The following is a 9,253-nucleotide window of genomic DNA, read 5'->3' on the forward strand; positions in this document are numbered from 1 at the left end:
CAGCGTCGCGCCCGGGGCGGTGCTCAGCCGTGCGTGGTGATGCCGCCGTCGACGGGGATGACCGCGCCGGTGAGGTACGCGCCGGCCCGCGAGGACAGGTAGATGGCCGTGCCGGCCATGTCGTCGGGGCGCCCGATGCGGCCCAGCGGCACCTGCTGCTCGATGGTGGCCCGGCTCGTCGGGTCGTCCAGCGCGAACGCCATCATCTTGCTCTCGAACGGGCCGGGCGCGATGGCGTTGACGGTGATCTGCTCGCCGGCCAGCTGGTGGGCCAGGCTGCGGGTGAGCATGTGCACGGCGGCCTTGGTGGCCGAGTACGCGTACACCTCCATCCACGGCACCCGTACGCCGTCGATCGAACCGATGTTGATCACGCGGGCCGGGTCGTCGGCGCTGGCGGCGGCGCGCAGGGCCGGCAGCAGCGCGGTCGTCAGCCGGAAGACGGCCTTGACGTTGACCGCCCAGAGCTTGTCGAACGCGGCCTCCGGGTAGTTCTCCAGCGGCGCGCCCCAGGTCGCACCGGCGTTGTTGACAAGCACGTCGAGGCGACCGACCCGCTCCCGCACGGCGGCGGCGAGCCCCTCGGCGCCGGCGTCGTCGCCGAGGTCGGCCGGGATGGCCTCGCAGCGACCCTCGGCGGAGAGCTCCTTGGCGACGGCCTCGCAGACATCCGCCTTCCGGGACGAGATGATCACTCGCGCGCCGGCCCGGACGAAGCCCTGGGCGATCATCAGACCGATGCCCCGTGATCCGCCGGTGACCAGGACCGTCTTGCCTTCGACCGAGAACAGCTGCGTCATGTCCATCCCATCGCGAGTCGGCGGGTCCGCCGGTCCGGCGGGCGGCGGGGCACCGGACGGATCGAACCCGGGCGGCGCTACCGCCGGGTAACGTAGCCCGGTTCTCGGGATCGCGACAAGCCCGCGAGGGCGCGCCGGGTCGGCTGCGACCGCAGCGGCGGCCAGGATGCGGTGACCTGCGGTTCGGGCTACCGTCGCAGGCGATGGCCTTCACCGATCCCTCCCCCGCGCCACCGATCGGAACAGCGCCACCCGCACCCGACGAGATCGCCACCTTCGCGCTGGCTGACCTGGCCAATGACCCGGGCTGGCGCCGACCGGTGCTCGTCGAACGGGAGTTGCTGATCCTCACCACGCGTGGCCACGGCGACGCCGAGCTGGACTTCCACCCGCTGTCGTGCCGGCCGGGCACGCTGCTGCGGGTCCGCGCCGGCCAGGTGCTGCGCTGCGCCGGCCCCCAGTTCGACGCGACGGTGGTCGGCTGGGATCCCGAGGCACTCCGCGGCTTCGACGTCGACCCGGACGCGCCGACCTGGCGGCAGCTGGCCGGTGAGGACGAGGACGCCGTGATCAGCGAGGTGAGTCAACTCTCGGTGGACTGCCAGCGGCACGGCCACCGCCCCTCCGCCCGCACCCTGCTCCGTCACCAGCTCGCCGTGCTGCTACTGCGCCTGGCCCTGCCCGACGAGGACCAACCCGCGTCGCGGCCCGAGGTGGAGACGTTCCAGCGGTTCTGCCGGGAGGTGGAGCACGGCTATCAGCACACCCGGCGGGTGGAGGACTACGCGGCCGACCTCGGCTGCTCGGTGCGGACCCTGACCCGGGCCTGCCTGGCCGTCACCGGGCGCAGCGCCAAACAGGTCATCGACGAGCGGGTCGCCCTGCAGGCCGGTCGGCTACTCGCCGCCACCGACGAGCCGATCGCCCGGATCGGCCGGAACCTCGGCTTCTCCGAGCCCACGAACTTCGGCCGCTTCTTCACCCGGGAGGTGGGGGTCAGCCCCGGAGCGTTCCGGGCCGCCCGGGACCAGCCGCCCGGTCGGGTCGTCCGGCCCCGAGCGCCCAGGGAGGCGACGAGCGCCAACGGCGGCAGATTCCGAGCCGGTGTTCCCGGCGAGCCCGCCAACGGTGGTCACGCCGCCCGACCCTGGTAGCCCACCGGCCAAGGGAGCGGCGGCAGCCGGGCATGATGGCAGTGTGCAGATCTCCGCGCGCGGCGACTACGCGGTACGGGCGGCGCTCAGCCTCGCCACCGCGTACCCCTCGCTGTTGTCCACCCAGGCCATCGCCGCGGAGCAGGACCTGCCCCGCAAGTTCCTCGAGGCGGTCCTGGCCGATCTGCGTCGGGCCGGCATCGTCCGCGCCCAGCGCGGCGCCGAGGGTGGCTACGCGCTCGCCCGTCCGCCGAGGGAGGTGACCGTCGGCGCGGTGCTGCGCGCCGTGGAGGGCCCACTGGCCGGGGTGCGGGGCCTGCGCCCGGAGGAGACCCGGTACGAGGGCTCGGCGGAGAACCTGCCCGGCCTGTGGGTGGCGGTGCGCGCCGCCGTGCGGCGAGTGGTCGACGAGGTGAGCCTCGCCGAGATCCTCAGTGGCCGACTGCCCGCCCACGTCCGCAAGCTCACCGCCCTGCCCGACGCCTGGGAGCCACGCTGACCCGGTGCCGCGTCACAGCGTCCGCACCACCTCCGAGGTGCTGAGCCGGGGCAGGCGGTCGCGCCAGGCGTCGGGGCCGGGGTGGCCGACGTTCATCAGCAGCAGCGTCTCGTACCGGCCGTCGGGAAAGAACTCCCGGGTCACGCCGGCGGCGTCGAACCCGGCCATCGGGCCGGCGGCGAGCCCGGCCGCGCGTACGCCCACCAGCAGGTAGCCGATCTGGAGGGTCGCGTTGAACCGGGCCTGCTCGGCTCGCGCCTCCCGGTCGGTCAACCAGTCCCGGGCCTGGGGGCGGTGCGGATACAGCTCGGGCAGCCGATCGTGGAAGTCGACGTCGGCGGCGAGCACCGCGACCAGCGGCGCGCTGGCCGTCTTCGCCCGGTTACCCGACGAGAGGTACGGCAGCAGCCGTTCCCGGGCCGGGGCCGAGCGCAGCAGCAGCACCCGCAGCGGCTGGCCGTTGAACGCGGTCGGCCCGTACCGGATCAGGTCGTGGATGGCCTCGACCTGAGCGTCGGTGACCGGCTCGTCGGTGAACGTGTTGGCCGTGCGGGCCGCCCGGAACAGCAGATCCTGGGCGGCCCGGTCCAACGCGAGCAGATCGGGTGTGGCGGACACGCTCATGCCGACACCGGGGCCGGCGCGGCGTACGCGCTTGCCGGTCGGGGCAGCCCGCAGTGCTCGCGCAGGGTGCGGCCGCCGTACGCGGCGGTGGCGAGGGTACGCAGGACGGCACGACGGGGTGGGGACATGGAGGTCTCCTGGTCTGTGCACGAGAGAGGTGCAGAACGCCCGGGTGCGGGGCGGGGGGCACGCTGCTCCGCGTTGAGCGCGGGCGGTGAGAGTGCGGCGGTGGAGCCGAGCCGGACGGACCGGTCAGCTCAACAGAGGGCGCTCGCGTGCCGGACCAGGTCGACGTGCACGCGAGCGGTAAGGAAAAGCTCATCCCGCTGCGACATGTACCCCATGCTGCCGGCGCTGGGATCGGCCGGTCAACGGACTTCCAGAAAGTGAGATCTATGTCGCTGATTATGTTGAGAGCCGCCTCCAGCACTGTTAACCGCCGCGCAACACCTACCTGCCTGGTAGGGATTGCCGCGCCGCGGCGAGCCACCGTCCACCCGGGACCGCGAGGGGGTTTCGGAATTCGCCGGTTCGGGCATGTTCGATCTCGACACGGCAGGGAACGGTGACGAGGGGAGTCCTCCGATGGGCCTCATGTTTCGCAAGCGCAAGAAGATCGGTCCGATCATCCTGAACTTCACCGAGAACGGCTTCTCCTCGTGGAGCATCAAGATCGGGCGCTGGTCCTGGAACTCCAAGGCGCGGGCGCACCGGGTCGACCTGCCGGGTCCGCTGTCCTGGAAGCAGAACAAGTCCCGGTCCTAGCGATCCGGGAGTCGAGCGGGGTGCCGGTGTATACACCGGCACCCCGCTCGGCGTCCGAGGGCGTACGAGCCGTCGACCCCGCCCGGACGGGTGGGCGGCTCTCGTAACCCATCGGTCAGCGCAACGGAGTGATGATCTCGTCGCCGGCCAACCTGCCGGACTCGCGTTCGCGGCGCACGTCACCCGCGTCGAGCAGGTCGGCCAGCGCCAGATTGGCGTCGGCGGCACGGTAGACGGTCCCGGTGAGTGTGTGCCGACGCAGCTCGGTGACCGGTCGTGGCCCACCCCGGCGCAGTTCGGCAAGCAACTCGCGGGCCAGCGGTTCCAGGTCCGGGTGCCCGGCCACGTCGACCGTCGCGCCCGCCGGGTCGCGGTAGCGCACGTCGAGGTCGGCGCCGACCGCCCAGAGCGCGTCGCGGACCGCCTCCAGGCTCCGGTCCGAGCGGCTGCCGAAGGAGATCACACCGGCTGCCCGGTCGCCCGGGAATACCGGCACGACCTCCGCGACCAGCGGGAACCCGGCAGCGTCGAGGGCGTCGCGGGCGCCGCTGCCGGCGTGCAGCAGCACCTCCCCCGTGCGGCCGTTGCTCGCGGCGGTGAGCAGCTCCGGGGTCACGGGGTCGGGCAGGTCCAGGAAGCAGAACAGCGGGGCGCCGGCCGCGCCGGCCGCCTTCAGCGCGACCGGCAGCCGGTCCGGAGTGCCGGGCAGCAGGTGGACGGTGACCTCGGCGGGCAACTCCGCCTCGACCCCGCCGAGCCGGGCCGGCAGGTCGGCCGCACCGTCGGCCAGCACCAGCACGGTCACCCGCCGGCCGCGCAACTGGTCGGCGTGGCCGGCAACCGCGCGCAGCGCGGCCTCCGCACCGCCGCCATCGGCACCGGCCCAACACAGCGCGAGGGTGGCCCGCCGGGAACGTTGCAGGGCCGCGGGCAGCCAGGTCGTCAACTGGCGGACCAGCAGCTCACGGAGAAGGTCGGTGGTCCGGTCGGTCGGCATCGTTCCGTTCTACCGTATGGCCTCCTCAGGCCGGGACGGAGATCCCCACCCCACCCCGGGTCTGCCCGCCGTAGCGCTGCCGCTCGGCGGCCAGATCGAGCCGGCCGATCTGCTTGCGGGCGGCCAGCGTCGCACCGTCGAGCAGGTCGGCCGGAACCAGCCAGACGATCTCGAACTCCAGACCGTCCGGGTCCTGCCCGTAGAGGCTCTTGGTCGTGCCGTGGTCGGAGGTGCCGACCAGCGCGCCGGCGGCGACGAGCCGCTCGGCGGTGGCGGCCAGCTCGTCGAGGGTGTCCACCTCCCAGGCGAGGTGGTAGAGCCCGACGGTGGCCCGGCCGGCGGTCGACCGCCCGGCGCCGGCGCCGATCTCGAACAGGCCGAGGTCGTGGTCGTTGGTGGAGTCGGGGGCCTGGAGGAAGGTGGCGCCCCGGAAGCCGTCCGGGGTCATCGCCACCGGGCGGAAGCCCAGCACGTCGCGGTAGAAGGCGACGCTGCGGGCGAGGTCACTGACGTACAGGACCGCGTGGTTGAGCCGGTGGATACCCATGACGCCAGGCTAGCGCGAATTAGTTGAGCTCTCAACCATTCGGGCTATGATGGCGGTCATGACCCGCTGGCTGGACTCCGACGAGCAATGCACCTGGCGCGCGTTCCTCACCGCCTCCCGCGGGCTGATGGACACGCTCGACCGCGAGCTGCAACGCGACGCGGGCATGCCGCACGCCTACTACGAGATCCTGGTCCGGCTCTCCGAGACCCCCGATCGTCAACTGCGGATGAGCGACCTGGCCGAGGCGACCGGGTCGTCGCGCAGCAGGCTCTCGCACGCGGTGGCCCGGCTGGAGTCCGCCGGCTGGGTGCGCCGCGAGGAGTGCCCCACCGACCGGCGTGGGCAGGTCGCGCTCCTCACCGACGCCGGCTTTGCCACCCTCGCGGCCGCCGCACCCGGCCACGTCGAGGGGGTACGCCGGCACCTGTTCGACGCGTTGAGCCCGGCTCAGGTCGACCAGTTACGCCGGATCAGCGAGACCCTGGCCGAGCACCTGACGAGATCCTGACCGATCGACACCGGCGCGGGTCTTGTACTTACCGTCGTCAGATGAGCACGATGGGGCGTGTCCTCCGGCTTCGGTGAACTGACTGATCAGGCGCACCAGCTCGTGTCCGCCGGCGATCTGCCCGGCGCGCAGCGACTGCTCTCCGACGCGCTCACCGACGCCGACCCTCGCCCGGCCAACGCCACCGGAGAGCTGGCCGAGGCGGCCAGCCTCCAGGCGCGGGTGCTGGTGGCCCTCGGCGAGCCCCACTCCGCCCGAGGCTGGGCCGCCTTCGCGTACGCGGCCACCAACCGGCTGCACGGCCGCTCCGACCCGCGCACGGTGGCCGCCGCCGCGACCCTGGCCGCGGTGCTGCACCGGGTCGGCAGCCACTCCCGCGCCGCCCGGCTCTATCAGGAAGTCATCATCGAGCTGACCGCACAGGACGGCCCCGAGTCGCTGCGGGTGCTCGCCGCCCACGCCGACCTGGCCACCGTCGAGTACGCCCGCGGCCAGTGCACGGTGGCCCGCGACCGGCTCCAGGACGCCTGGGAGCTGCACCGCGAGGTGTACGGCGACGGGCACCCCAGCGGCATCAAGATGCTGGCCCGGCTCGGCGCGATGCAGCGCGACTGTGGGCAGTTCGCGGAGGCGCACGACAACCTGGCGCTGGCCCGTGAGCTGTGCCGGCAGCACCTGCCCGCCGACGACCCGCTGGCCGCGCAGGTGGCGGCGCTGGCACGGGCGGCAGCCAACCCCGACCACGCCTGCGCCGACAACGCGCCCACCGCCCGGGACACTCCGACGGTGCCGGCCGCCCGCACCCCGCCGCACAGCGGTGGGCGCGTTGAGTCCGGCTACCACCCGTCGGAGCCCCCAGCGCACGGCGGCTCGGCGGCGGGCGCGGGTGGAGTTCTGGCCGGTGGCGGGCCTTTCGCCGGCGGCGGCGCCGTACCGAATCCGCGGGTGCCGGCCGACGAGCCAGGCGAATCGGCGAACTCGTGGTGGCCACCCGATCCGAGCGACGAGCCGTCGCCCCACCCCGACGAGCCGCCCGTGCCCCCGTCCGTGTTCGGCCTCGCCGGCGGCGGCACCGAGGAGGCGTCGGGGGTGTACCGGCTACACCCACCCGGTGCGCCGACCGAGCCCGACGCGCCGGGCGAGCCGTACACGCCGGGCGAGCCGTACAGCTCCGCCGAGCCGTACAGCTCCGCCGAGCCGTACACGCGAGGTGAGTCGTACACGCCAGGTGAGTCGTACACGTCGGTCGAGCCGTACACGCCGTCCCGGTTGTTGCCGGTGCCGGTACACCGGGCGCCGCCGGCGCAGCGTAGGCGGCTGGTGCCGGTGCTGGTGGGCGGCGTGATCGTGGTCCTGTTGGGTGCCGCGGCGGTGATCGCCGGGGTGGCGCGGGTCGGCGACCGCGACAACCAGGCACCCCCGCCGGCCACAAATTCCCCCGCCGTCGGCCCGACCGCCACGGGCGCGCCCGCCACCAGCAGCGCTGCCCGGCCCGGTGCGGCGTCGCCCGTCGCCGCGCCGCCGGCCGCGACACCCGGCACCCCGCCGGGCACGGTGACCCTGAGCGACAACCGGGACAACATCACCCTGCGCTGGGCCTACCCGGCCGGCGGTGAGGGACCGGTGGTCGTCTCCGGCGGTCGGGCCGGTCAGGGCAAGAGCGCCTTCGCCACCCTGCCCGCCGGCACCACCAGCTACGTCGTGTACGGGCTGGGCCGCACCAACGACTACTGCTTCACGGTGGCCGTCGTCTGGTCCACCGACACCGTCGCCAGCGCCAACGAGGTCTGCACCCGCCGCCGCTGAGCGTGCGAGCCGACTCGTCGCGGCCACTCGTCACCGCGCGTCAGCGGTCGGCTCGTGGCCTCCGTCGGTTGGCAGGACCGGCAGCAACAGCCGCACCCGCAGCCCTCGCTGGTCGTTGCCGTCGGTGAGGGTGATGCTGCCACCGGCGCGGCGCACCAGCTCCCAGACGATGGCCAGGCCCAGGCCGGCACCACCGTCGTTGCGGGCCCGCCCGTCGTCCAGACGGGTGAACCGGCCGAAGACCCGGTCCCGGTCGGCGACCGGAATCCCCGGGCCGTCGTCGGTCACCGTCACCAGGTGGTACGCCGCCTCGTGGGGTCTCGCGGGCGTCGCCTCGGCCGCCAGCAGGACGCTGCCGGTCGCGTGCCGGAGCGCGTTGTCGACCAGGTTGGCCAGCACCCGGCGCAGCTCATCGGCGTTCCCGACGGTCCACAGCGGGCCGGACGGCGGCACCACCCGCACCGGCGGCGACGGGTACCGGGCGGCCACCTCGGTCAGCAGGGCGCCCACCTCCACCGACCCGGTCCCCCGGCCCGGTGGCGTCTCGTCCAGCCGGGCCAGCAGCAGCAGGTCGTCGACCAGCCGGCTCAGCCGTTCGGTGTCGGCAAGCAGGTTGGTGGTCACGGCCGACCAGTCCGTCCGCCCGGCGAGGCGCTGAGCCACCTCCAGCTCGGTGCGGATGTTGGTCAACGGGCTGCGCAGCTCGTGCGCCGCATCGGAGACGAACGCCCGCTGCCGGACCCGGGCGGACTCCAAGCGGTCCAGCATGCCGTTGAGGGTGACCGCCAACCGATGGATCTCGTCGGCCGAGGCGGGCACCGGCAGGCGGCCGCTTCCGGCCCGCCCGGTGATCTCCTCGGCACCCTGCCGCAGCGCCTCCACCGGACGCAGGGTCGCACCGACCACCCGCCAGGCCACCCCGGCCAGCACGGCCACCAGCAGCGGGAACGCCACCAGCAGGATGGCCCGGACCACGTGCGTGCTGTGGCGCACGTCGGCCATCGAGCGGGCGACCAGCACCGTCAGCGGGTCAGCCGGGGTGCCGGCGGGTACGGCGACGACCCGGACCGGGCCGGCGAGCCCGACCCGCTCCGCCGGCACCTCCAGCCGCTGTCGGCCGTCACGGGTCAGCCGTTCTGGGCGGACCATCGACACCAGCCGATCCGCGTCGATCGAGGCGGCCCGGATCCGCCCGTCGGCGTCGATCACCTGGACGCGTACCTGTCCGCCGGCCACCGGCAGCGGATCGGGCAGCGCGTCCTCGGCGGCGAGCAGGGCGACCGCGTCGGCGGTACGGAACGCCTCGGTGTCCACGGTGCGTTGCAGCACGAAGCTCAGCGCGCCGAGCAGCACCACTCCCCCGAGGGCCAGCCCGACCGCCAGGCCGACCACCCCGATCGCCATGAGACGGCCGCGCAGCCCGAGCACCGGCGGCCGGCCGCGCAGCCCGAGCACCCGCGGCCGGCCGCGCCACAGACGGCGGGGGCGCACCGGACCAGCGGCGTCCGCCGCAGCCGACCTCGGAACTGTGACGGCGGCGGCAGAGTCGT

At 74.0% G+C, this 9,253-nt stretch carries 12 protein-coding genes; 5 read left to right on the forward strand and 7 right to left on the reverse strand.

From position 1 onward, the window contains the following. Nucleotides 1-23 precede the first annotated feature (23 nt). A complete protein-coding gene (locus ACLJN9_RS16670) occupies nucleotides 24-800 on the reverse strand; it encodes a glucose 1-dehydrogenase (RefSeq protein ID WP_410812261.1) in 777 nt (258 codons plus the stop codon). A gap of 203 nt (nucleotides 801-1,003) precedes the next feature. Between ACLJN9_RS16670 and ACLJN9_RS16675 the strand changes: the two genes are divergently transcribed. Together ACLJN9_RS16675 and ACLJN9_RS16680 are read left to right on the forward strand one after the other, a co-directional pair. Beyond that, nucleotides 1,004-1,954 carry a helix-turn-helix transcriptional regulator gene (locus tag ACLJN9_RS16675; RefSeq protein WP_410812262.1) on the forward strand — a complete coding sequence of 317 codons (951 nt, stop codon included), beginning with the start codon at nucleotides 1,004-1,006 and terminating at the stop codon, nucleotides 1,952-1,954. Nucleotides 1,955-1,997: 43 nt separating this feature from the next. Then, complete coding sequence (locus ACLJN9_RS16680) at nucleotides 1,998-2,453, forward strand: RrF2 family transcriptional regulator (RefSeq protein WP_410812263.1); 456 nt, start codon at nucleotides 1,998-2,000, stop codon at nucleotides 2,451-2,453. Between the two features lie 12 nt (nucleotides 2,454-2,465). On the opposite strand, the gene ACLJN9_RS16685 is transcribed toward ACLJN9_RS16680, so the two are convergent. From ACLJN9_RS16685 to ACLJN9_RS16695, 3 genes are all read right to left on the reverse strand, one after another. Then, nucleotides 2,466-3,077 (reverse strand): malonic semialdehyde reductase, encoded by a 612-nt coding sequence (locus tag ACLJN9_RS16685; RefSeq protein ID WP_410812264.1) that lies wholly within the window; start codon nucleotides 3,075-3,077, stop codon nucleotides 2,466-2,468. Beyond that, a complete protein-coding gene (locus ACLJN9_RS16690; RefSeq protein ID WP_410812265.1) occupies nucleotides 3,074-3,205 on the reverse strand; it encodes a hypothetical protein in 132 nt (43 codons plus the stop codon). The genes ACLJN9_RS16685 and ACLJN9_RS16690 overlap by 4 nt, the downstream gene beginning before the upstream one ends. A gap of 129 nt (nucleotides 3,206-3,334) precedes the next feature. Then, complete coding sequence (locus ACLJN9_RS16695; RefSeq protein ID WP_410812475.1) at nucleotides 3,335-3,421, reverse strand: putative leader peptide; 87 nt, start codon at nucleotides 3,419-3,421, stop codon at nucleotides 3,335-3,337. 241 nt (nucleotides 3,422-3,662) lie between these two features. Between ACLJN9_RS16695 and ACLJN9_RS16700 the strand changes: the two genes are divergently transcribed. Next, complete coding sequence (locus ACLJN9_RS16700) at nucleotides 3,663-3,842, forward strand: DUF4236 domain-containing protein (RefSeq protein ID WP_410812266.1); 180 nt, start codon at nucleotides 3,663-3,665, stop codon at nucleotides 3,840-3,842. 115 nt (nucleotides 3,843-3,957) lie between these two features. On the opposite strand, the gene ACLJN9_RS16705 is transcribed toward ACLJN9_RS16700, so the two are convergent. Further along, complete coding sequence (locus ACLJN9_RS16705; RefSeq protein ID WP_410812267.1) at nucleotides 3,958-4,839, reverse strand: hypothetical protein; 882 nt, start codon at nucleotides 4,837-4,839, stop codon at nucleotides 3,958-3,960. A 25-nt stretch (nucleotides 4,840-4,864) separates the two neighbouring features. Next, nucleotides 4,865-5,386 (reverse strand): VOC family protein, encoded by a 522-nt coding sequence (locus ACLJN9_RS16710; RefSeq protein ID WP_410812268.1) that lies wholly within the window; start codon nucleotides 5,384-5,386, stop codon nucleotides 4,865-4,867. Between the two features lie 49 nt (nucleotides 5,387-5,435). On the opposite strand from ACLJN9_RS16710, the gene ACLJN9_RS16715 reads away from it, so the two are divergent. Next, nucleotides 5,436-5,897 carry a MarR family winged helix-turn-helix transcriptional regulator gene (locus tag ACLJN9_RS16715; RefSeq protein WP_410812476.1) on the forward strand — a complete coding sequence of 154 codons (462 nt, stop codon included), beginning with the start codon at nucleotides 5,436-5,438 and terminating at the stop codon, nucleotides 5,895-5,897. A gap of 57 nt (nucleotides 5,898-5,954) precedes the next feature. After that, on the forward strand, nucleotides 5,955-7,703 hold the full coding sequence (locus tag ACLJN9_RS16720) for a tetratricopeptide repeat protein (RefSeq protein WP_410812269.1): 1,749 nt from the start codon (nucleotides 5,955-5,957) through the stop codon (nucleotides 7,701-7,703). A gap of 30 nt (nucleotides 7,704-7,733) precedes the next feature. Here the strand turns inward: ACLJN9_RS16720 and ACLJN9_RS16725 are convergent, their stop codons facing one another. Beyond that, nucleotides 7,734-9,107: an ATP-binding protein gene (locus tag ACLJN9_RS16725; protein ID WP_410812477.1), complete on the reverse strand. Its 1,374-nt coding sequence runs from the start codon at nucleotides 9,105-9,107 to the stop codon at nucleotides 7,734-7,736. Nucleotides 9,108-9,253: the final 146 nt, after the last annotated feature.

Source organism: Micromonospora sp. 067-2 (assembly GCF_046549295.1).
Classification (GTDB): domain Bacteria; phylum Actinomycetota; class Actinomycetes; order Mycobacteriales; family Micromonosporaceae; genus Micromonospora.

Excerpts from the sequence above, each read along its gene's own strand:
- ACLJN9_RS16670 (WP_410812261.1), bottom strand. The coding sequence starts at position 800 with ATGACGCAGCTGTTCTCGGTCGAAGGCAAGACGGTCCTGGTCACCGGC.
- ACLJN9_RS16675 (WP_410812262.1), top strand. The coding sequence starts at position 1,004 with ATGGCCTTCACCGATCCCTCCCCCGCGCCACCGATCGGAACAGCGCCA.
- ACLJN9_RS16685 (WP_410812264.1), bottom strand. The coding sequence starts at position 3,077 with ATGAGCGTGTCCGCCACACCCGATCTGCTCGCGTTGGACCGGGCCGCC.
- ACLJN9_RS16690 (WP_410812265.1), bottom strand. The coding sequence starts at position 3,205 with ATGTCCCCACCCCGTCGTGCCGTCCTGCGTACCCTCGCCACCGCCGCG.
- ACLJN9_RS16695 (WP_410812475.1), bottom strand. The coding sequence starts at position 3,421 with ATGGGGTACATGTCGCAGCGGGATGAGCTTTTCCTTACCGCTCGCGTG.
- ACLJN9_RS16700 (WP_410812266.1), top strand. The coding sequence starts at position 3,663 with ATGGGCCTCATGTTTCGCAAGCGCAAGAAGATCGGTCCGATCATCCTG.
- ACLJN9_RS16705 (WP_410812267.1), bottom strand. The coding sequence starts at position 4,839 with ATGCCGACCGACCGGACCACCGACCTTCTCCGTGAGCTGCTGGTCCGC.
- ACLJN9_RS16710 (WP_410812268.1), bottom strand. The coding sequence starts at position 5,386 with ATGGGTATCCACCGGCTCAACCACGCGGTCCTGTACGTCAGTGACCTC.
- ACLJN9_RS16715 (WP_410812476.1), top strand. The coding sequence starts at position 5,436 with ATGGCGGTCATGACCCGCTGGCTGGACTCCGACGAGCAATGCACCTGG.
- ACLJN9_RS16725 (WP_410812477.1), bottom strand. The coding sequence starts at position 9,107 with ATGGCGATCGGGGTGGTCGGCCTGGCGGTCGGGCTGGCCCTCGGGGGA.